This window comes from Neisseria sp. HMSC067G12 (assembly GCF_001812725.1).
Taxonomy (GTDB): Bacteria; Pseudomonadota; Gammaproteobacteria; order Burkholderiales; family Neisseriaceae; genus Neisseria; species Neisseria perflava.
Genome location: NZ_KV810226.1, coordinates 122,587 through 143,065 on the forward strand (window position 1 = coordinate 122,587; position 20,479 = coordinate 143,065).

Sequence of the window (20,479 nt, forward strand, 5' to 3'; positions counted from 1 at the left end):
AATAGGTTTTCATTTATGGAAACGCTGTTTTTCAGACGGCCTTTCTTTTGTCCGTATCAATCAAGCATAAACCATGAATCCAACCAACTCTATCCTTTCCTCTGCCGCAGATGCGGCCATAGCGTTTTTCCGCCGTCACGAAGTACAGGGTGCATCCGTTATTGAGCCTTATGTGGTTCGACTGTTTGCAGCCTTGCAAAACGGGCATTCGTTTGTTTATTTGGATAAAGCGGATGTTGATGCCTTAAGCAACTTGCCGAATTTGGTCGGTAATGCGGATAAACCGCTTATCCTGCAAGGCCGGAAATTGTTTTTAGGGCGGATGTGGCAGTTGGAGCATGATTTGGCTGTTGAAATCAAACGGCTGGCAAGTGCCGAGGCGGAAGAAGTGAATTTCATGGTGGCTTCAAAAAGCCTGAGCGACTGGTTTGATACTAAAGACAGCAAAGAGCAACGGGATGCTGCTGCTTTGGCCTTGCTGCAAAACTTTATGCTGATTACCGGCGGGCCGGGTACGGGGAAGACGACGACCGTCGCAAAGCTTTTGGGTCTGATTTGCAATAACAGTACGAAGCTGCCCCGTATTGCGTTGGCTGCGCCGACAGGTAAAGCGGCTGCACATATGGCACGGGCTTTGCAGCGTGCTTTGGACGGTTTTGATTTGTCTCCGAGCATTAAAGCGCATTTGGAAAACTTGGAAGGGCAGACTGTCCATCGTTTGTTGAAACTGCGTCCGCCGCAAATGCGCCCTGTGTTCAATCATGAATATCCGCTTGCTTTGGATGTTTTGGTGGTGGATGAGGCGTCGATGTTGGATTTGCCGCTGGTGTTGGATTTATTGCGCGCCGTGCCTACCGGCTGCCGTCTTGTGTTGCTTGGCGATGAAAACCAGTTGCCGTCGGTTGGCTTGGGAGCCGTGTTGGCAGCATTGTCGCGTCCGACGGCTTTGGATAAAGAAACCGCTGAAAAGCTGGAAGTGTACCTGCCCAATCATGGCTTTGAGATAAAAGGGCAGCCACAGGCTTTATCGCAAAACAATGCCAAATTGACGTTCAGCCACCGGTTTGGTGCAGACAGCGGTATCGGCTGTTTGGCAAGGGCGGTGGTTTCCGGGGAAAAGCAAACTGCGGTTGAACAGTTTGACAAGTTCCCCAAAGAATTGGAAATGAAATCAGGCCGTCTGAAAGAGCAGGTCGCCTTGCTGTATCAAAAGCAACAGGATTATTGGCAGGCCGTGGCAGAGAATAATGTTGCACTCGCCTATGGTCATGCTGCCGATGTAGTGGTATTGGCGGCTTGGCGGCAGGATGCGGATGATTTGAATCAGGCTTATCAAGAATACTTGCAACGACAAGGCAAGGTTTCGGGCGAAACGCCTTGGTTTGCCGGACAAATCATCATGATTACCCACAATGATTACATGCTGGAAGTGTTTAACGGCGACATCGGTCTGATTATGAAAGATGAAGAATCGTTGAATGGCTTGTCTGCCTATTTTCCTGAGAAAGATGGATTCAAAAAAATTGCCATCAGCCGTTTGCCCGATTTTGAATCGGCTTTTGCCATGACGGTGCATAAGAGCCAAGGTTCGGAATATCGGGAAGTATGGCTGTTGCCCCCGTCAGTGCCTGCAACGACGGAAAGCGAAGAAGAAGCCCGAGGTTTGGATAAGGCTCTGCTTTACACAGCCATTACCCGTGCGCGTGAACGTTTTGTGTTTTGGGGAAATGCGGAGGAATTATGTCAGGCTGTGGGATGCCATCAAAAACGCAGGACGGCATTGGCCGATGCCTTGGAATGGCAGTTTGAACAGCTTGATGAGCAGGATTCTGTTTGACCTGAATCAAGAGGCCGTCTGAAAGAGGATAAAGCGTTTAAATCTGCTTGACTGATTACACTAATTTACATACGATAAAAATAATTAGTAAATAAAATGAATAATTTATACGAAATTCATAATTTTGTACGCTTTATCGAATACTTCACTTTCAATACCTTCTTTTGGAGAGTCGGCATGAAATTTCAAACCAAACTGATTGTAACCTGTATTTTATTGGCTTCATCGTCTTATTCTTTGGCAGAGAATGCTGATGGCGGACGTGATGCGGCGGCTTTGTCCACCACCAACGATTACGTCAATTCCGGCAGTATTATTCGCAAAGATGACGATAAAATCAGTATTTTCAATGATTTATTGACTATAAATGGTGGTTTGCGCGTGCGTGCGGATACCAAAGACATCAATGCCAACAACAGCAGCGTTAATCCGACGCCTGAAGATACCAATGCCAACTTTAATGCGGAGTTTTGGTTACGCGCAAAACTGTATAAAGATTGGAAATTGGTTGCCCAAATCGAGCCGAATATCGATTTGGAAACCGGTAAGTTCAACGGCGATCATGATGTGCCGGTGAATAAACTGTATGCCGAAGGTACTTTGTACAACAATATTAAAGCGCGTGTCGGTAAATTTGGTGCGTTCTCTTCATACGGCCGCGTATGGGATACCGAAGTAACCGGCGGCGAAATCTTCTTCGACAATAAAACCCTGCCTACCAAAATCTATGCGGGCCGCCGTACTGGCAATCTAAACGACAACACATGGGGCATTGGTGGCCGTCGCAGACATTTTGCCGCAGTTCAAAGCGTGTTGCCTGTAAATGAGAATATCAACGTCGGCGCAACGGTCAGCTACATGAAAGACATCGATGTACGCGGTGCGAAGAAAAATGCGGTCTTTGGAGAAATCGGTACGGATATCAAGTTTAATGACGATTGGCATTGGATGGCCGCAGTCAGCAAGTCCAATATCAAAGCCTATAATGATGCCGGACAAAAAATTAAAAATGATGGCGTGTTCACTGAAGTACGCTATAAATTGGCCGACTGGAACGTCCGCAATTCTTACGACGTATTCTTGAACTACCGCCGTGTCGGTTTGTTGTCCGGTGTCTCTTCTGTTGAGGATTACAGCAAAAACGTCCAAGGCGTGCAAATCGGTGCGACCTATATTCCTTGGAAAAACTGGAAACTCAAAGGCTTCTATTTGGCCGGTAAACAGGTTACACCTACTGTCGGCACGGATAAGCAGGATGTAAACGTTATTCGTGGTCAGTTAGAATATAAATTTTAATCATTACAAATAAAAAACAGGCAGGATGTCCTGCCTGTTTTTGGTTTTCAGACGGCATGGATATGGGGCCGTCTGAAATAATGGATTCGACGCTTACCAGCTATCGCGTTTCATACGGTCAAGCTGGCGGCGGTCGCGTTTGGTTGGGCGTCCGTCCGGATAAGCGGCACTGATGCGGCTGGCTTGGTCGAGCTGTTTTTGAGCTTCGCGTTCGGCAGCCGTTTTCATGTCTTCTTCGTAGAGTAAACGCGCTTCCGGTGCCGGTCGGCGTTGATGATTGAGCGCGGCAACTTTGAATTTGTAGGGAAGGGAGTTCAAAGTCATGTCGATGGTGTCGCCGGCAGAAATATTTTTGCTGTTTTTCACCTTTGAGCCGTTTACCAAAACCCTGCCCAGCTCAATATGTTTTTGTGCCAGCGCGCGGGTCTTGAAAAAGCGCGCGGCCCAAAGCCATTTGTCCAAGCGCATGGACGAATTGTCATGATCGTTTTTCATAGCCTGTTTGAAATGATTGAACTGAATTGAAGTTTATCATAAGATACGGCACTTCATGAGTTTAGTGCAGATATACTATTTCTTTGTTAAAGGCCGTCTGAAAGATTTTTTATTGCAAAAGATGGCAGTTTCCCTTTGAGAAATGCTGTCAAATACGTCTGATTAGCGTATCATGTCAGCAACCGTTACCGAGAGCTTTGTTTTATGAAACCCGTTTTTTTGGACTTCGAACAACCCATCGCCGAATTAACCAATAAAATTGACGAGTTGCGATTCGTACAAGACGAATCTGCCGTTGATATTTCCGACGAGATTGCCAGACTGCAAAAGAAAAGCAGCGAGTTGACCAAGTCAATTTTCAGCAAGCTGACTCCGGCTCAAATTTCACAAGTGTCCCGCCATCCGCAACGTCCTTATACTTTGGACTACATCAACGGTATTTTTACCGATTTTGAAGAGTTGCATGGCGACCGCCATTATTCTGACGATCATGCCATTGTCGGCGGTTTGGCGCGTTTCAACGGCCAAAGCGTGATGGTTATCGGCCATCAAAAAGGTCGCGATACCAAAGAAAAAATCCGCCGTAATTTCGGTATGCCGCGTCCTGAGGGTTACCGTAAGGCATTGCGCTTGATGAAGACTGCCGAAAAATTCAATATTCCAGTTATGACCTTTGTCGATACACCAGGCGCGTATCCGGGCATTGGTGCAGAAGAACGCGGCCAGTCTGAAGCCATCGGCCGTAATTTGTACGAACTGACCCGCCTGCATGTGCCGGTATTGTGCACCATCATTGGCGAAGGTGGTTCGGGTGGCGCGTTGGCAGTGGCTGTCGGCGACTATGTTAATATGCTGCAATACTCGACTTATTCGGTGATTTCTCCCGAAGGTTGCGCCTCTATTCTTTGGAAAACTGCTGAAAAAGCAGCAGATGCCGCGCAAGCATTGGGTATTACCGCCAAACGCCTGCAAGAATTGGATGTCATCGACAAAGTGATTGATGAGCCTTTGGGCGGCGCACACCGTGATTTTGAAACCACGATGAAAAACGTTAAAACCGTTTTGGAGCAGCAATTAAGCGAAGCGCAAAGTATGACCATGCCTGACTTGCTTTCTCGCCGTTTTGACCGCATCATGGCTTACGGTAAATTTACCGATAAATAAGTTTGACTGCTGAAAAAGCAAGCAGATGTCGCTGCTTGCTTTTTTTGTGTTCTATTTTTGAGTCATTCACAATTTCAGGCCGTCTGAAATGTCGCAAGTATCCCCTGATTCCCTATTTAAAAGTTTTCAAACAGCTTTTCCTGATTTGCCGAACCATACTGTTTTTGAAGTTGGCTTGAGTGGCGGATTAGATTCTGTCGTCCTGCTGCATCTTTTGCATCGGATGCGCGAATTTCGCCATTTTGATTTGCGTGCCGTTCATGTTCATCACGGTTTAAGCACCAATGCCGACAGTTGGGCAAAATTTTGTCAGGATTATTGTCAGCGTCTGGATGTTGCCTTGCGGGTGTGCCGCGTTAATGTGCAAAACCAAGGAAAAGGTTTGGAAGCGGCAGCTAGGGCTGCCCGATATCAGGCATTTTCAGACGGCCTGAGGAAAATTATTGTTTTGGCCCATCACCACAATGATCAAATCGAAACATTTATGTTGTCGGCTGTGCGCGGGGGCGGATTACGCGGTATGGCAGCCATGCCTGTATGGCGTAATTTAAATGAAGAAATTCAAATCTGGCGACCACTTTTGGCATTTTCTCGTCAGGAATTGGCTGAGTATGCGCAACAGTGGGGATTATCTTTTGTTGAAGACGAAAGTAATGAAGACTCCGGCTATTTACGCAATTGGATGAGAAATCAGGCTTTACCGCAATGGCAGCAGCGTATTCCGAATTTTGAGCAGCAAATTTGTGCCAATGTTCGATTATTGCAGGAAGATTTGCAGCTTTTAGATGAATTGATTGAGTCTGAATACCAGCGCATTAGTCCAAACGGAATATTCAGCATCAGCCTGTGGAGGCAATGTACGCCGCTTTTGCGTCGTCGACTGCTTTGGTATTTTTTGCGAAAGCAAACGGAATCATTGCCTTCTTATCACAGTATTGCCGATTTTGCCCGAGTATTGGAAACCGCTGATCAGGCGCAGTTGAATTTGCCAGATGGGGAACTGGTCGCATATCGGGACAAGCTGTTTGTTTGTCAGGAAAGTGAGTTTCAAAAACTGCCTTGGTGTAATGGCAGGGAAGTTCAAGGCCGTCTGAAAGATATTTTGCTCGAAAATGGTTTTGTTTTATTACCGTTTAAGGGAGGTTTGTCGGAAGAGGAGTTGGAGAAGCCGGCGGTACTTAGAAGTGTGGTCAAAGGTGATGTGATTCAGTCGGGACAGAGGGAAAAATCAGTCGAAAAACTATTGCAAGAGTGTCATATTGTGCCACTCGTCCGTAAATATTGGCCGATTATCCTAAGTATGGGCAACAAGTGCCTTGCTGTTGTTAATCTTCGGGTGGGAAGCGATGTTCAAATAGGCGAAGGCTATCTGCCTGTTCATGAAAAGTTGGTCAAATATATAGCAGAAAAGTAAAGAGAATAACTTTAAATTTAGTAAGTATTAGTAATTTAACTACTTGTGCTAAGTGTATATATAATAAGCAATACAGCTTATGTTAGAGCATCTGCACGAATAAACTTTTGCGATTAAATGTAATCTTGTGGAACTATTTCAAAGCGATGCTGTCTTTATTGTGCACAGCACGCTTTACTATTTTTTGGTTTAAAGCAGTAAAACGATTAAAGGTTGGGTATGAACGATCGCCAAATAGATCAAGTTTTGGTGGAGCGCGCGCAGAAAGGTGACCATAAGGCATTCGAGATGCTGATGTCCAAGTATCAGCGTCGGCTAAACAGACTGATTTCCCGTTTTATTCAGGATGAGCATGAAGTGCACGATGTAACCCAAGAAGCAATGATTAGGGCTTATCGTGCGCTGGTTAATTTTCGCGGTGAGAGTGCGTTTTATACATGGCTGTACCGTATCGGTATCAATACGGCAAAGAATTTTCTGACCACTTCGGGTCGCCAGTTTTTTGTCAGTTCGGAAGCAGCCAATGAGGAGGGAGATGTTCTTGATTTAACCGATCAGATTGCGGATTACCATACGCCGGAAGCTGAAATGATGAATCGGGAAATCTTGCAGACCGTCGAAGCAAGCATTGCGCAACTGCCAGACGATATGCGTCAAGCCATTACGCTTAGGGAAATGGATGGCTTGTCTTATGAAGAAATAGCTCGGGTAGTGGATTGTCCGATAGGTACTGTACGTTCGCGTATTTTCAGAGCGCGTGAACTGATTGCAAAAGATTTGCGGCCGCTGTTGGATACTTCTGAAGATCAAAGGTGGTAATAAAAATGAACGAAAAAACAAATAAAGCATTGGAGTATGTGTCTGCATTGATGGACGGTGAAGCATTGACTGATGAGATGCTGGATGCCGTATTGGCAGACGAGGAAGCTATGCGCGCTTGGCATGAGTACCACATTATCGGCGACTGTATCCGTCAGGGTGCAGCGGCAAGTGTTGCCGGTGAAACCATGCAAAGCAAAGCATTTACAGTGCCTCAAGCCGAAGCTGAAGGCAAACAGGAAAAATATGCCCAGCGTGAAGCGGCTAATAGCGGCTTCTTCAAATTCTTCGCAGCTGCTGCCAGTGTGTGTGCGATTGCTGTTGCAGTATGGCAATTTACACCGCAATCTTCTCGTGACGCTATGCCGGTTGCAGAGAAGTCTAATACTCAGCCTGCCCAAAATATCATTCCGGTAAGCGGTACGCCTAGTGATAAAGCGGCTTCTGAGCCTGGCGAGACTGTTGTACCGAATGCGGCAAAAGACGGCAAACTTGAAAACCGTCCTACTGTTCGCACCGAGCAGCAAAATGAGCAGCAGACTGTTGTGCAGTAAAAAATGAAATCATGTGAAACCCTTGCTTTATTGCAAGGGTTTTTTATTTTCGTAGTAAAACCGTTAGGCCGTCTGAAAGCATAGCTTCAACGAAGTCAAAACAGTTATAATGCGCTCCATGAAACTGATTACCTCTGCTCAAAACGAACAGCTCAAACATTTATTCCGTCTGCTGACGCAGGCCAAAGCAAGGCGTGAAAGCGGTGAAACCGTATTGGAAGGCGTACATTTGCTGCAAACTTATTTGCAAAGCGGAGGTACGCCCAAACAGGTTTATCTGCCTGAAAAGAAACAGCAACATATTGAAATTCAAGAAATTACGGCGCAGTTGGACGAGGGATTGATTACTTGGGTCGGTAACGAAGCGCTGTCTAAAATCACCAGTCTGACCGATGCCGATGATGTGATGACTTGGATTGATATTCCGCAGCAGGCAGGCTTGCCTTCAGACGGCGATTGCGTGGTATTGGAGCGGGTACAAGACCCAGGCAATGCTGGGACGATTTTGCGCAGCGCAGCGGCTGCCGGAGTCAGGCAAATTGTGTGCAGCAATGATTCCGTGGATATCTGGTCGCCCAAAGTGTTGCGAGCGGGGATGGGCGCGCATTTTCTGCTGTCTATTTTCAGCCGAGTGGAATTATCAGCTTGGATGGAAACGTATCAGCATCAAATTTGGGCAACTGCCTTGGGCGGTCGCAATATCGGTTTGTATGAGATGGACCTCAGTCAACCCTGTGCTTGGGTGTTTGGCAACGAAGGCAGCGGCGTGAGTGAAACGGTAAAAGAGAAGGCCGATGCCTGTGTCAAAATTCCCATGTTGGGGCAAACCGAATCCTTGAATGTCGCGATGGCGGCGACGGTTTGTCTGTTTGAACAAATGCGGCAGCGTATCCATGCCCAGGCCGTCTGAAAACAATAATACGATTTTATTTTAAGGAACAAAAATGCAAATACTGACTTTTGATGAAGCGGCACGCAGCCGCTTGATGGAATTGCTGGATGCCAAATCCGAAGCCCACAACACCATGCGTTGTGATGAGGTTCAAGGTTTTATGATGGCTTTATTGAGCGGTCCGGATGCTTTGAACCCGACCAACTGGCTGCCTGAGATTTTGGGTGAAGAATCTTTGTTTGATGCTAAAGAGCGCACCGAAATCGAGCGTTTGGTAATGGCAATGGCTGCTGATATGCGCATGAAGCTCGACGAGAAGATTTTGCCTGATTTGTGGTTTTATGAAGATGAAGCCGGCAATCCGGATTTCTACACTTGGTGTAACGCCTATCTTTACGCACTGGATATTGTGCCTACCGATTGGTTTGAAGCAGTCGATCAGGAAGAGTTTGAAGATTTGTTCTATCCGATTATGGCTTTGGGCGGTATCTATGACGATGAGGAAAACGGCGAAGTCATCTTGCATCTGAATGAAAAAGAGCTGACCCAGCTGGAATCTGATTTGCCGCATGTCCTGCTTGATATTTACTGGTACTGGCAGGCCATCATCAATAAGCCACAAACCGTCCGCCGCGAAGGCGAAAAAGTGGGGCGCAACGATCCTTGCCCGTGTGGTAGCGGTAAAAAGTACAAAGCCTGCTGCGGCAAATAAACAGTGAAATGAAAAGGCCGTCTGAATGCTTGAAATTTAGACGGCCTTTAATGTTTTGTCTTAGAACAACGAGGCCAACCAAACAAACAGGATGGTTAACGCAATGGTTAATGCGCAGCCGATTTTGGCTACTGTGCCAATGATAAAGCCGATAAACGTACCGATACCGACTTTGCCTGCCTGCCATGTGTCTTTGCGTGCGATAAATTCGCCGATGGCCGCGCCTGCCAACGGGCCGAGCAACAGGCCCGGAATAGAGAAGAATGCGCCGACAATGCCGCCGATAAACGCGCCCCAAACCGCGGTTTTGCTTGCGCCGGTATATTTTGCACCCAATGCGCCCGCCACATAGTCCATTGCAGTACCGAATACGGCAACGATAGCCAAAAAGGTCAGCGTACCCGAGCCAAACACTTGATAATCGCCGGCATAACCCAACAGCCATGCACCACCAAACATCAAACCCAATCCGGGCAAGGCAGGATAAATAGTGCCTAAAATACCGACAACAATGGCGATCAAGCCGAGAACGATGAGAACAGCAGTCATGAGGTTCCTTTTAAATTTAAGAGTGTAATAACGGCAGTATTATGGGCACGTTTTGTTATATTTTCATGAGAGATTGTGCAATAAAATGAAAAATTATCCGGAGGCGCGCTCAATTAAAATTGATGGATAAATATCTAAGCGAATTATTGTGAATCATGTTCTGAATGATTGAATAAATTTCTATTCAAATATAAAAGCAGGCCTACCAATACGGCTAAGTACACTGCAACCCAATACGCATCTGTATAACCAATAGCCTTTGCCAGCCGTAGGGCGGCGAAACCGGCTGCGTAACTGCCGAGCAGGACGACGGAAAATTGCAGGCTGCTGTCGAGTGCAGCGGTGGCGCGGTCTGATTTGTCCATCACCAACGCCAGTATCACCGGCAGCAGCAGCGTGTAGCTCAGGCTCAGGGCGATGATTTGCGCGGGCGGCAGCCAAGGGTGGGCACGTGCGAGCGTATCGATGGCGGTCATGGACACCAAAAGCGGCAGTTGCAGCGCGTAGAGCAGGAATACGAGTTTGCGGCGCGGATAATTGCGCGAAAACCAGCCCGACAGCGGCGTTACAATCAGGCAGGCAACAGGAATGCCCACCGCCAGAATCCCGCCCGTCTGCTTCGGGTTGAAGCCCAAATCCGCCAGCTTGGGCACAAAGGTTGCCGCCATAAACGCATACGGTACGGCAACGGCAAACAGCAAAACCAGCCACCGCCAGCCCGTTTCAGGTTGCTGCCAAAAAGAAACTAGCCGCGTTGCCAACGCCGTCCAACTACCTTGCGCAGTCGGACTTTCCGGCTCGCGGTAGTACAAGAGTTGCAGCAACATCAGCAGGCTGAACGCCAGCATAAAGCCAGCCGCCGCCGTCTGTCCGTATTCCTGATACAGCCACAATACCAGCGCGCCGCCGATCATTTTGCCGCCGCGTGCGGCCATCGTTTGAATCACGCCGCCGAAACCGCGTTCGCGGTGCGGCAGGACGATGCATGACAAACCCAGCATCGCGCAGCCGTACACCGCCGACATCGCCGAGAGCAGTACGCAGCAGGTCAAAAGCAGCGCGAAGTTCTGCGTTATGTCGGTACAGGCCATCAGCCCGAACACTGCCGAAAGTCCCAGCGTCGCCGCCAGCAGCCAGCCGCGAAACCGCCCGAACCGCCCCGCCGGCCGCCGTTCCATCAGTGCGGCAAACAATACCTTCGCTGCTTCGATACTGCCGATTAAATGAATCCAGCTCAGTTGATTCAGGCTATAACCGTGATTTTTCAAAATAGCGACCAGTGCGACCAGATAAAAACCGGTTAGCGTGAATTTGTAAGTGCTGCCGCCGATAAGCAGCAGCCAGTCGCGTGAGTTTGGGGAAGTCTGATTGTCGGACATCACATGATTCTTTTGAAGATGAGGCAAATAAAGGGACAAGGCCGTCTGAACATATTGGGTGGTAATACTTGATTTGTATTTAAATAGGTTTAGTATCTTTTCAGACGGCCTTCAACGCTTCTTCTGCGCGAAGTAGGGCGGTTGTTTCATCTGCTTCAACGATGTAGTTCACGCCCAGCGCGGGGCCGAGTTTGGACGATTGTTCGCGGAATAACGCCAGTTGTGCCGCGTCGGGTTCGATAAGGAGCATGGCGGCGCAGCGTTCGGACAGTTGCGGCCGATGTGCCTTTATCCATTCGATGTAAGTTTTACGGTCGGCAATGCGCTGTTCGTCGCTTACCTGCCGCCGCATCGGGGTGCAGACGGTGGCGAAGCGGGGGTTTTGGTTTAACAGGGTTTCGAATTCGGTCAGCCAGCCGGCGAAGTCGGCGACGTGGGTCAGGTCGGTCAGGTAGATGGTGCCTTCGGGCAGGGTTTTGGCGGGGGTGAAGTAGTGCATGGGATTCCTTTGGGTGTTTTGGAGGAATAAACGGTAGGCCGGGCATAAATGTCCGACCTATGTTTTTTCAGACGGCCTCTATCATTTCAGCTTCATTTAAAACTTCCATTCCGCACTCACGCCCACGCTTCTGGGGCGTTGGTAGAGCGCGTCTTGGCGGTCGGCGCTGGAAATGAATATGGGTTGGCGGCGGTTGAGCACGTTGTCGGCGTAGAGTGAGACGCGGCCTTGTTTGAAGTTGTAGGCGGTGTAGAGATTGACTTGGTTGTATGCGCCGATTTTGCCCGATTCGGCATTATCGGCGGCGGAGTAGTAGCCGCCGTAGAAGCGCACGTCGCCGCCGGCTTCCCAGCCTTTGTCGTTCAGGTATTTCACGCCGATGTTGGCGGTGTATTTGGGCGCGCGGCCGAGTTTGTTGCCTTCGATGCCGCTGTCGGGATAGCTTTTGATTTTGGTGTTGAGCAGCCCCAGTCCGGTGGTGAGTTTCAGGCTGTCGGTCGCCTGCCAGTCGGCGGCAAGTTCCGCGCCGTAGGTATGGACTTTTTTGGCGTTGCGGATGACGACGGAGTTGGTACCGAGATAGAAGGGGAGCTGCATGTCGCGGTAGTGGTTCAGGAACAGGTTGCCGGAGAGTTGCAGGCGGCGGTCTGCGCTGCGCCAGCGGGTGTACCACTCGTAGTTGTTCACATATTCGGGTTCATAAGTGTAGGTTACGACGGGGCGGCCGAAGGTGATGCCCGCGCCGCCGGGGTTGTAGCCGCGTGCGGCTTTGATGCCGCTGACCCATTGGTCGGTGGGTTTGAAGGCAATGTCGATTTTGGGCAGGAACACGGTCTGGCCTTTGTCTAAATTAAGGTGCAGTGCGCCGCTGCCGCCGCTTCTTTTGTGCGTTTCTTTTTCAAGGCGGGCGGCGGCCGTGATGTCCCATTTTTCGCTGGGGCTGTATGTGGTTTCGGCAAACAGGGCGCGTACGCTGTTGCGGTCGTCAAAGGTGTTGCGGCCGCCGACACTGCGGATGTCCACCCATTCGTCTTGTTTGCTGCGGAAGTAGTGCAGTCCGACAAGGCCTTTCAGACGGCCTTTGTTTGAAAAATGCAATACCGGCTCCCATTGCAGTTCGCGGCCTTTGAGTTCGGCGGGCACGCCTTGCGGGCTGACGGTCATTGGCAGGTGCAGCCGCTCGTTGTGGTAGCGGCCGTAAACCAGTTTGTTTTCCAGTTTCAGATAGTCGTTAAGCTGCCACGATACGTCCCAGATGCCCGATGTCGAGCCGGTTACGAACACGGGTTTTTCTTTTAAAAAACGGCGGCTGGCAGTGTTGCCCATGATTTCGTTTTGCGGCGCGCGCGAACGGATGTGGTTCAGCGTCAGGCGGCTGTAAAAATCGGGATGGTTTTCGGGCGTGAGCAGAAGTTTGAAGCGCACGTTGGTGTTTTCCACGCGGCGCTGATTGCCGGTTGGCTCGTAGGACACGAACGGCTCGTAGCTTTCGCGTTGCTGCCGTTCCGCGCTCAATCTGAAGGCAAGGTTGTTTTTCACAATCGGGCCGGACACTACGCCGGCGATGTTGCGCGTTTTCTGGTTGCCCAAACCCAAGCGTAGCGCGCCTTCCCATTCGTCGGTCGGGTCTTTGGAACGCATCACCACCGCGCCCGCCACCGCGTTCTGCCCGCGCACATGGCTTTGCGGCCCGCGCAAGACTTCCACCTGCTGCATGTCCCACAGCGATTGCGTGCCGAAGGCGTATTCGTTGTAAGTGGCGGAGCGGCCGTCTATGGACAGGTTCAGGCGCGGCCGCGTGCCCGCAAAGAACGCTACCGCGCCGACGGCAGGGCCGGAGCCGTCCACGCCTCGCACGGTCGGCAAATCGTTGCCGCTGCCCAAGTCCACCGTGTTCACAGTCTGTTTGATCAGGTCGGTTGCGGAAAGATTGTGGCCGCTGCGGTCGATGTTCGGCGTGGAGAAAACGCGGTTGGACGTGGCGGTTTCAAAGCCGTTGCGGTTGGTGCGTTCGCCGGTGACGACGACTTCTTCCAACTGCACCTGTTCCGCATCTTGCACCGCATCGGTGGCATAAATCCATTCGGAGGCGAAAGCGGCGGCAATCAATAGGGGGAGGCGGCGGAGGGTGTGTTTCTGCATTTCCTTATCCTTTCAGACGGCATACGTCGGGGTGGATTGAACATCAGGTAATCCAATTGCTCCGTCAGTATGCAAATATTTGTATTTACACATTTACATAAAACAAACTATTAATGTAAAGTATAAGAAATAAGAAACAGGAATGCAAGTGTTTATCATTCACTTTACTTCCCTCTTATCTTGTGAATCATCCAAAAAAATCCCTCTCCTATTTTTGGGAGAAGGTTGGAGGAGGCAGATTCTGTAATCTTCATGAATTTGGCCTGCCAAGCATCCGATAGTCCTCATTCGTAGGGCGGAGCGGAAGGATAAGGAAAGAGGCCGTCTGAAAGCCGTTATATTGCCATTGCCGCTGTGGGGAAATATGATGAGTATCCGACTTGCGGATAACTTTAATGAAAAACCTTTATGAACAAAATCAAAATCTTCTTACCGTCATGACTGCCAGCAAACAACAAACCATCGCCGACACCGCCCGCCGCCTATTCCGCGAACATGGCTTTTCCGCCGTATTCGTAGGCAGTATCTGCGCCGAGGCCAGCGTCAGCCGCGTCACTTTTTACAAATATTACAGCGGTAAAAACGCACTCTTGCAGGAAATTGTTACCGAGCAGAAAAACCGCGTCCGTGCCGAATTTGAAAATCTGCTTGAACGGCAATGCAGCCTGCGCGAAGCCGCCGAGGCTGTGTTTGTCTTGCAAAAACAATCGTTTGAAGAACTTTATTCCGCCGCTTTCCTGCGCGACATTGAAGAGAACACCGATTTGGAGCTGGAGCGATTTTTCCACGAATTGAACGAAGAAAAATACGCTTTTATGCGCGGCTTCTTCCATACTCTACAACAACGCCGCCTGATTCAGCCCGATTTGCCGGTGGAGCTCATTGACCTGTTCATCCGTCAGGCAGATATATTGATGTACCATCCGCAACTGACTGCACTTTATACCGCTGCACCACAAAAGCTGCCGCAGGATATATTGGGGTTGCTGCTGCACGGTTTGTCAGGGAAAGAATAGATAAAAAAGAATAGAAAAAATTTCAAATATGAATATTCAGACGGCCTTTCGGTAAATAGCTACCAAAAGGCCGTCTGAAAATTAAATGGAATTATAAACCGCAGGTTTTGGGTTTGTTTGCCAAAATATTGATGACTTTACGTTCAGCTTTTTGCGGCTCGATTTTGATTTCGCTTTCGTCTTCTTCGCTGCCGTCGGAGAAACGTTCCGGCATTTTTTCGCTGTCAAATGCCAAGTCGCCGCCGTGTTTCAGGCTTTGACCGCGTTCCAAGCCGACAAAGTCGAAAAGTTCGGTATCGGCCAAATGTGATGGAACGACGTTTTGTAGCGCGGAGAACATAGACTCAATACGGCCGGGGAAACGTTTGTCCCAATCGCGCAGCATGTCACCGATGACTTGGCGTTGCAGGTTGGGCTGAGAGCCGCAGAGGTTGCATGGAATAATTGGGAATTGCTTCAGCTCGGCGTATTTGATCAAGTCCTTCTCTTTGACATACGCCAGAGGACGGATGACAATGTGTTCGCCGTTGTCGCTGACTAGTTTGGGAGGCATGGCTTTGAGTTTGCCGCCGTAGAACATATTCAGGAACATAGTGGCAAGAATGTCGTCGCGGTGGTGTCCTAAGGCAATTTTGGTGCAGCCCAATTCTTTTGCGGTGCGGTAGAGGATGCCGCGGCGCAGGCGGCTGCACAGCGAACAAGTCGTTTTGCCTTCGTCCAACACGCGTTTGACGGTGGAATAAGTGTCTTCTTCAACGATTTTATAGGGAACGCCGATGCTTTCGAGATAGGTTGGCAATACTTCTTCGGGGAAGCCCGGCTGCTTTTGGTCGAGATTGACGGCGACCAGTTCGAAATCAATCGGCGCGCTGGCTTGAAGCTGGCGCAGAATGTCTAAAAGGGCGTAGCTGTCTTTGCCGCCTGAGAGGCAGACCATGATTTTGTCGCCCGGTTCGATCATGTTGAAATCGTTAATCGCATCGCCGACAGCGTGGCGCAGGCGTTTGCTGAGTTTGTTGTTTTCTAATTCTTGCTTGGTTTTTTTGGACATGGCTGTTTGTGCTTTGAAATAATAGAAAAATTTAAGGGCGGTATTGTACCGCAAAAGAATAAAGGTCGTCTGAAAAACTGCGCCTGCTTGGTTGAAGCGGCGTTTTCAGACGGCCTGATATTTGTGCTTTATTTGATTTGAAGGGCGGTGATTTTGATTTCAACCTTCCAGTCGGGCGAAGCCAGTTTCGCCTCCACGCAGGCGCGGGCCGGAGCGCGTTCGGGCGCTGTCCATGCGTCCCAGGCTTCATTCATAGCGGCGTAGTCGTTCATATCGGGCAGATAGATGGTGGCTTCTAAAATGTGGGCTTTGTTGGATTGGCATTGGGTGAGCCATGAATCGATTTGCGCCAAAACATTTTCAGTTTGCGCTTTGGCATCGGCTTCAGGATTTTCGGGAACCATGCCGGAGAGGAAAACCAAGCCGTTGGCCACGACGGCTTCCGAATAGCGTTTGCTTGTGCCAAGATAGCGGATGTCCATGTTGTCTCCTGATTTCAAAAAGAAGGTATGGTAACATTGCGACTGTTTACGTTCCACATTTAAGAGGGGCTGTCTGAAAAGGATGGCGGAAAACAACCCATGAGTAAAGCAGAATATCCGGTTACGCAGGCAGTACGCTTTTTACGCAGTAAGAAAATCGATTTTGTCCCTTATGTTTACGCATATGAAGAACATGGTGGTACGGCGCGTTTTGCCGAATGTACGGGCAAGCCCGAGCATCAGGTCATCAAAACGATTGTTTTGCAGGATGAGCATAAAAAAGGTTTGGTTGTTTTAATGCACGGTGACAAACATATTTCCACCCGCAATCTGGCGCGCGAACTGGGTTTGAAACACATCGAACCGGCAACGGCAGATCAGGCGGCGAAATGGACAGGATATTTGGTCGGCGGGACGTCGCCGTTCGGTATGAAAACCGCGTTGCCGGTTTATGTGGAAGAAAGTATTTGGGCTTTGGACGAGATTTTTATCAATGGCGGCAAACGTGGGTTTATCGTAGGCATGAAGCCTGAAAACCTGCGGACGCTTAATCCGCAAGATGTTCATGTTGCAGTGGACGCGTAAAGGAGGGGAATACAGATGGAACAAGTGAATTTATACGAAATCTTGGGTGTATCTCAGGATGCGGATATCAACGTTATCCGCGAAGCTTACGGCAAATTGGTGGCCAATCCGGATATTCAGAAAGATGCGGAGCGTTTCAAAGCCATCGGACAGGCGTTTGAAGTATTGTCTCATCCGGAAAAACGTTTGGCTTATGATGCGGCTATGCAGTACGAGCGTCAGGAAGCCAAAGACAACAGCTTCAATAATACGGCGACAAATGTGGTCAACACGCCCAGCTCTGACGTAAAAAACTATGTTTTTATTGCTTATGTTACATATGCTGTGGGCTTATTGATTTTGTTTACCCCCGTTGTCGGTGTGATTATGGCGTATGTTAAACGCGATGAGGCTCAAGGCAGTATTTACGCCAGTCATATCGATTATTTGATTAAGACATTTTGGGTGTCTTTAGTGGGTACGGTTTTGGGAACTTTTACTACACTGATCTTAATTGGTTGGCTGATTTTATTGGTAACTGCCATTTGGTTTATTTACCGTGTAGTCGTCGGACTGATTAAACTGAATGAAGATAAGCCTGTTTCCAATCAAGGATGGTTTTAAAGCATGGCATATTTATTGGCAAGTATCGTTTGCAGCGTGTTGGTGTCTGTCTTGCTGAAAGTGGCGCGCAAGCAAAAAATCAATATCGAGCAGGCGGTGGCGGTGAATTATATCGTTGCCGTCACTTTGACCATGCTGGTGTTAAAACCCGATTTGAGCAATCCGCAGGTATTTTTACCGACGTGGTGGCTTTTTGCGGCCTTGGGCATATTGCTGCCAAGCGTGTTTGTCATTATGGGCAAATCCGTAGATGCGGCAGGTATCGTCAAATCGGACGCGGCACAACGCTTATCGCTGTTTCTGCCGATTGTCGCTTCATTCACGCTTTTCCATGAGCAGTTGACCGAAGGCCGTCTGATCGGTTTGGTATTGGCATTTACGGCACTGTTTTTCTTGCTTTGGAAAAGCGATGGCGGCAAGAAATCCGGCGGCTTCAGCACGCAAGTAATGCTGCTTTTGAGCGTCTGGTGCGGCTACGGCGTCATCGATATTTTGTTCAAACAAGTGGCGAAAAGCGGTACCGCTTTTGCCGGTAATTTGCTGGTGGCGTTTTGTTTGGCCGGTATCTTGATGTTTGGCTACCTGTTTGCCAAAGGAAGCAAATGGACCAAAGAGGGCATAGTGGGCGGTATGATTTTGGGCTGTCTGAACTTTTTGAATATTGTTACCTACATCTCGGCACACCAAATCATGAAGGATAATCCAACCTTGGTCTTTGCCGGTATGAATATTGGCGTGATTGTTTTGGGTACGCTGATCGGTGCGGCAATATTTAAGGAAAAAATCAGCAGCATTAATGCAGCCGGTATCAGTATTGCTATTTGCTCGATAGCCTGCCTGTTTTATTGGCCGCAGATTCGCAGCTTACTGGGTTAAAAATACTCAGGCCGTCTGAAAGTTTTCAGACGGCCTTATTTTTATTATAAAATAGCCATTCATGCGCTGATTTGGCCGTGTGGAAATTATTTTGCGCTTACGGGCGTTTCTATGTTAAACAAAGAAGTTGAACTCACACAATAATATCGATAGTTACATCATGAAACATATTAAAAAACACATTCAATGCGCCGTTTTCGGCATGCTGGTATTGTCCGGTTGCCAATCGTATCAGGAAGATCAAAGCCGCCGCAGTAAAATGGCTCAATTCGCGCTTAACCATCCCGTGGCCGCCCAAGTTATCGGGATGGAAGACGAAGGCTTAATCAATATGACCAGTAATGCCACACGCTTTGCCGAGCGTACAGGTTTGGACGACAAAGCAAACGGCGACAGCAGGGGAACACAGGTCAATGCCGTACGCCAAGCATTGTGGCAGGCGGCGATTGCTTCTAAATTCGACAGCATTATTGCAGAAAAAGCAGGTAATGCGCGTCTGACGGATATGGAGTTGCGAGAAGGTAAAGACGACTACTTCAGCCGCTACCTTGCCGACCAGGCAGTCGATCAACGTAATAACCGTATCGGCCGCAGTATCGGCAGTGCCAAACCCGACAGCGATATGAAGACGCTGGCGGCAAGCATTTTGTTCTACTACAACAAAGTAGGCTTATGGACGGCTTCCGAAGTGAACAACCGTTGGCGCATCAAACAGGAAAAACTTTCAGACGGCCAGTATGCCGAGGCATTGAAAAATATCGCCAAATTGGATCAAAACGGTATGACCGAACAGGAACGTAATAGTTATAAAACCGGTACGTTCAGCGAAATCAAACGTTCGGTCAAAGCCATACGTCAAGTCGAAGACTGATTTTAAGACTTCATTATTGAAAGGCAATTGTTATGAATTTCCCTCCGCGTTATGTCTCAAACACCCGTATGCGCCGTATGCGTAAAGATGATTTTTCACGTCGTCTGATGCGCGAGCATACTTTGACGGCAGATGATTTGATCTATCCGGTTTTTGTATTGGAAGGCCAGAATCAGGAAGAGGCAGTCCCATCCATGCCGGGTGTCAAACGCCAAAGTTTGGACAAATTGTTGTTCACTGCTGAAGAAGCACTGAAGCTCGGCATTCCTATGCTGGCTTTGTTTCCCGTGGTAACGCAAAACAAAACCGAGTTTGCGGAGGAAGCTTATAATCCTGAAGGCTTGGTGCCGACAGTAGTACGAACCCTGCGCGAGAAATTCCCAGAGCTGGGTATCATGACCGACGTTGCCTTGGATCCCTACACCATTCACGGTCAAGACGGTTTAACCGATGAAAATGGCTATGTCCTCAACGATGAAACCATTGAAGTTTTGGTAAAACAGGCTTTGTGTCATGCCGATGCAGGCGCACAAGTCATTGCCCCGTCAGACATGATGGACGGACGTATTCTTGCCATCCGTGAAGCCTTAGAAGATGCCGGACATATCCATACGCGCATTATGGCGTATTCGGCAAAATATGCTTCAGCGTTCTATGGCCCGTTCCGCGATGCCGTCGGTAGTTCCGGCAATCTGGGTAAGGCAGACAAGAAAACCTACCAAATGGATCCTGCAAATACTAACGAAGCCTTGCACGAAGTAGCATTGGATATTCAAGAGGGCGCAGACATGGTTATGGTAAAACCGGGTCTGCCGTATCTGGATGTCGTCCGCCGAGTCAAAGACGAATTCGGCGTACCGACGTATGCTTACCAAGTTTCCGGCGAATATGCCATGCTTCAGGCTGCCATTCAAAACGGTTGGCTGGATGGCGAAAAAACCATTTTGGAAAGCTTATTGGCATTCAAACGTGCTGGCGCCGATGGTATTTTGACTTACTACGCGATTGAAGCGGCAAAATTGTTGAAGAAGTAAAATAAAGAAATAAATTAAAAAGCGGCAAACAGTGTTTATCCTGTTTAGCCGCTTTTTTGTATTACTTAAGATTGGCTCAATAGGGCCCGACTAAGGTTTATTTTTTGAAAATCTAAAGAGTTTTGCATAAACAAAGGCCGTCTGAAAAAATAGTCCCCTGATTTTTCAGACGGCCTTATATGATTTAAATGTGAATTCCAATGTTGTTT

General features: G+C 48.7%; 21 protein-coding genes. 14 read left to right on the plus strand and 7 right to left on the minus strand.

Annotated elements, in window-relative coordinates; translation table 11 throughout:
* Positions 1-73: 73 nt before the first annotated feature.
* Positions 74-1,837: an exodeoxyribonuclease V subunit alpha gene (gene recD / locus HMPREF2871_RS10565; protein WP_004519732.1), complete on the plus strand. Its 1,764-nt coding sequence runs from the start codon at positions 74-76 to the stop codon at positions 1,835-1,837.
* A gap of 96 nt (positions 1,838-1,933) precedes the next feature.
* Positions 1,934-3,133, plus strand: coding sequence for a hypothetical protein (locus HMPREF2871_RS10570; RefSeq protein WP_004519731.1), 1,200 nt, complete (start codon positions 1,934-1,936; stop codon positions 3,131-3,133).
* A 93-nt stretch (positions 3,134-3,226) separates the two neighbouring features.
* Here the strand turns inward: HMPREF2871_RS10570 and HMPREF2871_RS10575 are convergent, their stop codons facing one another.
* Entirely contained in the window at positions 3,227-3,628 is a 402-nt protein-coding gene (locus tag HMPREF2871_RS10575; protein WP_003679090.1) for an RNA-binding S4 domain-containing protein, read from the minus strand.
* 204 nt (positions 3,629-3,832) lie between these two features.
* Between HMPREF2871_RS10575 and HMPREF2871_RS10580 the strand changes: the two genes are divergently transcribed.
* The 6 genes from HMPREF2871_RS10580 to HMPREF2871_RS10605 all read left to right on the plus strand — a co-directional run bounded on the left by HMPREF2871_RS10580 (position 3,833) and on the right by HMPREF2871_RS10605 (position 9,183).
* The gene (locus tag HMPREF2871_RS10580) at positions 3,833-4,792 is read left to right on the plus strand and encodes an acetyl-CoA carboxylase carboxyltransferase subunit alpha (RefSeq protein WP_004519730.1); all 960 of its coding nucleotides are present in this window, start codon (positions 3,833-3,835) and stop codon (positions 4,790-4,792) included.
* Positions 4,793-4,880: 88 nt separating this feature from the next.
* The gene (gene tilS / locus HMPREF2871_RS10585; RefSeq protein ID WP_004519729.1) at positions 4,881-6,206 is read left to right on the plus strand and encodes a tRNA lysidine(34) synthetase TilS; all 1,326 of its coding nucleotides are present in this window, start codon (positions 4,881-4,883) and stop codon (positions 6,204-6,206) included.
* Positions 6,207-6,425: 219 nt separating this feature from the next.
* On the plus strand, positions 6,426-7,025 hold the full coding sequence (rpoE, locus tag HMPREF2871_RS10590; protein ID WP_004519728.1) for an RNA polymerase sigma factor RpoE: 600 nt from the start codon (positions 6,426-6,428) through the stop codon (positions 7,023-7,025).
* Positions 7,026-7,030: 5 nt separating this feature from the next.
* The gene (locus tag HMPREF2871_RS10595) at positions 7,031-7,579 is read left to right on the plus strand and encodes a sigma-E factor negative regulatory protein (RefSeq protein WP_039862135.1); all 549 of its coding nucleotides are present in this window, start codon (positions 7,031-7,033) and stop codon (positions 7,577-7,579) included.
* A 118-nt stretch (positions 7,580-7,697) separates the two neighbouring features.
* Positions 7,698-8,489 (plus strand): TrmH family RNA methyltransferase, encoded by a 792-nt coding sequence (locus HMPREF2871_RS10600; protein ID WP_004519726.1) that lies wholly within the window; start codon positions 7,698-7,700, stop codon positions 8,487-8,489.
* Between the two features lie 34 nt (positions 8,490-8,523).
* A complete protein-coding gene (locus HMPREF2871_RS10605) occupies positions 8,524-9,183 on the plus strand; it encodes a YecA family protein (protein ID WP_004519725.1) in 660 nt (219 codons plus the stop codon).
* A 60-nt stretch (positions 9,184-9,243) separates the two neighbouring features.
* Here HMPREF2871_RS10605 and HMPREF2871_RS10610 read toward each other — a convergent pair whose 3' ends face one another.
* The 4 genes from HMPREF2871_RS10610 to HMPREF2871_RS10625 all read right to left on the minus strand — a co-directional run bounded on the left by HMPREF2871_RS10610 (position 9,244) and on the right by HMPREF2871_RS10625 (position 13,752).
* Positions 9,244-9,732 (minus strand): DUF456 domain-containing protein, encoded by a 489-nt coding sequence (locus HMPREF2871_RS10610; protein WP_003746916.1) that lies wholly within the window; start codon positions 9,730-9,732, stop codon positions 9,244-9,246.
* A 143-nt stretch (positions 9,733-9,875) separates the two neighbouring features.
* Positions 9,876-11,111, minus strand: a complete 1,236-nt coding sequence (locus HMPREF2871_RS10615) for an MFS transporter (protein ID WP_004519723.1) — start codon at positions 11,109-11,111, stop codon at positions 9,876-9,878.
* Positions 11,112-11,211: 100 nt separating this feature from the next.
* Positions 11,212-11,610, minus strand: a complete 399-nt coding sequence (locus tag HMPREF2871_RS10620) for a hypothetical protein (RefSeq protein ID WP_004519722.1) — start codon at positions 11,608-11,610, stop codon at positions 11,212-11,214.
* A 96-nt stretch (positions 11,611-11,706) separates the two neighbouring features.
* Positions 11,707-13,752, minus strand: coding sequence for a TonB-dependent receptor (locus HMPREF2871_RS10625; RefSeq protein ID WP_070629609.1), 2,046 nt, complete (start codon positions 13,750-13,752; stop codon positions 11,707-11,709).
* A 395-nt stretch (positions 13,753-14,147) separates the two neighbouring features.
* On the opposite strand from HMPREF2871_RS10625, the gene HMPREF2871_RS10630 reads away from it, so the two are divergent.
* Positions 14,148-14,768, plus strand: a complete 621-nt coding sequence (locus HMPREF2871_RS10630; protein WP_049344791.1) for a TetR/AcrR family transcriptional regulator — start codon at positions 14,148-14,150, stop codon at positions 14,766-14,768.
* Positions 14,769-14,859: 91 nt separating this feature from the next.
* On the opposite strand, the gene ttcA is transcribed toward HMPREF2871_RS10630, so the two are convergent.
* Together ttcA and HMPREF2871_RS10640 are read right to left on the minus strand one after the other, a co-directional pair.
* Positions 14,860-15,819: a tRNA 2-thiocytidine(32) synthetase TtcA gene (ttcA, locus tag HMPREF2871_RS10635; RefSeq protein WP_004519719.1), complete on the minus strand. Its 960-nt coding sequence runs from the start codon at positions 15,817-15,819 to the stop codon at positions 14,860-14,862.
* 128 nt (positions 15,820-15,947) lie between these two features.
* Complete coding sequence (locus tag HMPREF2871_RS10640) at positions 15,948-16,301, minus strand: RidA family protein (RefSeq protein ID WP_004519717.1); 354 nt, start codon at positions 16,299-16,301, stop codon at positions 15,948-15,950.
* A gap of 99 nt (positions 16,302-16,400) precedes the next feature.
* Between HMPREF2871_RS10640 and ybaK the strand changes: the two genes are divergently transcribed.
* The 5 genes from ybaK (at position 16,401) to hemB (ending at position 20,270) form a co-directional block, all read left to right on the plus strand.
* Positions 16,401-16,886 (plus strand): Cys-tRNA(Pro) deacylase, encoded by a 486-nt coding sequence (ybaK, locus tag HMPREF2871_RS10645; protein ID WP_004519716.1) that lies wholly within the window; start codon positions 16,401-16,403, stop codon positions 16,884-16,886.
* Positions 16,887-16,901: 15 nt separating this feature from the next.
* Positions 16,902-17,489: a DnaJ domain-containing protein gene (locus tag HMPREF2871_RS10650; RefSeq protein WP_004519715.1), complete on the plus strand. Its 588-nt coding sequence runs from the start codon at positions 16,902-16,904 to the stop codon at positions 17,487-17,489.
* Positions 17,490-17,492: 3 nt separating this feature from the next.
* Entirely contained in the window at positions 17,493-18,365 is an 873-nt protein-coding gene (locus tag HMPREF2871_RS10655; protein WP_049344792.1) for a DMT family transporter, read from the plus strand.
* A 160-nt stretch (positions 18,366-18,525) separates the two neighbouring features.
* Positions 18,526-19,236 (plus strand): DUF6973 domain-containing protein, encoded by a 711-nt coding sequence (locus HMPREF2871_RS10660; protein WP_004519713.1) that lies wholly within the window; start codon positions 18,526-18,528, stop codon positions 19,234-19,236.
* Between the two features lie 32 nt (positions 19,237-19,268).
* A complete protein-coding gene (gene hemB / locus HMPREF2871_RS10665; protein WP_003683488.1) occupies positions 19,269-20,270 on the plus strand; it encodes a porphobilinogen synthase in 1,002 nt (333 codons plus the stop codon).
* Positions 20,271-20,479 lie beyond the last annotated feature (209 nt).

Bases quoted from the DNA above. Each gene is read 5' to 3' on its own strand.
- recD (WP_004519732.1), top strand. From the start codon at position 74: ATGAATCCAACCAACTCTATCCTTTCCTCTGCCGCAGATGCGGCCATA.
- HMPREF2871_RS10570 (WP_004519731.1), top strand. From the start codon at position 1,934: ATGAATAATTTATACGAAATTCATAATTTTGTACGCTTTATCGAATAC.
- HMPREF2871_RS10575 (WP_003679090.1), bottom strand. From the start codon at position 3,628: ATGAAAAACGATCATGACAATTCGTCCATGCGCTTGGACAAATGGCTT.
- HMPREF2871_RS10580 (WP_004519730.1), top strand. From the start codon at position 3,833: ATGAAACCCGTTTTTTTGGACTTCGAACAACCCATCGCCGAATTAACC.
- tilS (WP_004519729.1), top strand. From the start codon at position 4,881: ATGTCGCAAGTATCCCCTGATTCCCTATTTAAAAGTTTTCAAACAGCT.
- rpoE (WP_004519728.1), top strand. From the start codon at position 6,426: ATGAACGATCGCCAAATAGATCAAGTTTTGGTGGAGCGCGCGCAGAAA.
- HMPREF2871_RS10595 (WP_039862135.1), top strand. From the start codon at position 7,031: ATGAACGAAAAAACAAATAAAGCATTGGAGTATGTGTCTGCATTGATG.
- HMPREF2871_RS10600 (WP_004519726.1), top strand. From the start codon at position 7,698: ATGAAACTGATTACCTCTGCTCAAAACGAACAGCTCAAACATTTATTC.
- HMPREF2871_RS10605 (WP_004519725.1), top strand. From the start codon at position 8,524: ATGCAAATACTGACTTTTGATGAAGCGGCACGCAGCCGCTTGATGGAA.
- HMPREF2871_RS10610 (WP_003746916.1), bottom strand. From the start codon at position 9,732: ATGACTGCTGTTCTCATCGTTCTCGGCTTGATCGCCATTGTTGTCGGT.
- HMPREF2871_RS10615 (WP_004519723.1), bottom strand. From the start codon at position 11,111: ATGTCCGACAATCAGACTTCCCCAAACTCACGCGACTGGCTGCTGCTT.
- HMPREF2871_RS10620 (WP_004519722.1), bottom strand. From the start codon at position 11,610: ATGCACTACTTCACCCCCGCCAAAACCCTGCCCGAAGGCACCATCTAC.
- HMPREF2871_RS10625 (WP_070629609.1), bottom strand. From the start codon at position 13,752: ATGCAGAAACACACCCTCCGCCGCCTCCCCCTATTGATTGCCGCCGCT.
- HMPREF2871_RS10630 (WP_049344791.1), top strand. From the start codon at position 14,148: ATGAAAAACCTTTATGAACAAAATCAAAATCTTCTTACCGTCATGACT.
- ttcA (WP_004519719.1), bottom strand. From the start codon at position 15,819: ATGTCCAAAAAAACCAAGCAAGAATTAGAAAACAACAAACTCAGCAAA.
- HMPREF2871_RS10640 (WP_004519717.1), bottom strand. From the start codon at position 16,301: ATGGACATCCGCTATCTTGGCACAAGCAAACGCTATTCGGAAGCCGTC.
- ybaK (WP_004519716.1), top strand. From the start codon at position 16,401: ATGAGTAAAGCAGAATATCCGGTTACGCAGGCAGTACGCTTTTTACGC.
- HMPREF2871_RS10650 (WP_004519715.1), top strand. From the start codon at position 16,902: ATGGAACAAGTGAATTTATACGAAATCTTGGGTGTATCTCAGGATGCG.
- HMPREF2871_RS10655 (WP_049344792.1), top strand. From the start codon at position 17,493: ATGGCATATTTATTGGCAAGTATCGTTTGCAGCGTGTTGGTGTCTGTC.
- HMPREF2871_RS10660 (WP_004519713.1), top strand. From the start codon at position 18,526: ATGAAACATATTAAAAAACACATTCAATGCGCCGTTTTCGGCATGCTG.
- hemB (WP_003683488.1), top strand. From the start codon at position 19,269: ATGAATTTCCCTCCGCGTTATGTCTCAAACACCCGTATGCGCCGTATG.